Below are 542 nucleotides of genomic sequence, written 5' to 3'. Positions count from 1 at the left end.
GGCACCGAGCACAGCTTGCTCAGCCTCTATACTTTGAGGCGGTGTTGTATGATCTAAATTCTCCGCCAAGTCAGCACCTCCATCACCTAACTATTATACTAAAAAACATAAGCACATTGATATAAAAATTGAATAAAATAGGAGGCCAGGAATACATCCTAGCCTCCAATATATAGATAGACTAGCCCTATTCTTCGACGATATGTACGCGAATAGTAGCTTCAACCTCATGATGTAATTTTACAGGTACATTTGTGTAACCAAATGAACGGATTGGTTCGTCCAAGTCCATTTTACGTTTATCTAATTTAATACCGTATTGTTTCAACATACCAGTAGCAATTTGTTTAGATGGGACTGAACCAAACAAACGGCCGTCTTCTCCACCCTTAGCTTTAATCGTTACGACTGTTTTCTCGTCTTCGATTTTAGCTTTTAAGTCTTTTGCTTCTTGTAATTCTTCTTGCGCTTGTTTCTCGTTGGCTTTTTCTTTACCACGTTGCGCAGAAACAGCACTTGATGTAGCTTCTTTGGCTAAACCC

Annotated in this window: 1 protein-coding gene; it reads right to left on the bottom strand. The window is 39.5% G+C overall.

Annotation, left to right across the window (positions count from 1 at the left end):
* Positions 1 to 187 precede the first annotated feature (187 nt).
* On the bottom strand, positions 188 to 542 hold a 355-nt coding region (gene rplI / locus ACRCJ0_RS19070), incomplete at its 5' end, for a 50S ribosomal protein L9 (RefSeq protein WP_431391776.1).

The sequence above is a fragment of the Aerococcus sp. L_32 genome (assembly GCF_050689315.1).
Note: the sequence above shows the minus strand (reverse complement) of the source record. Positions and strands in the feature narration are given on the sequence as shown.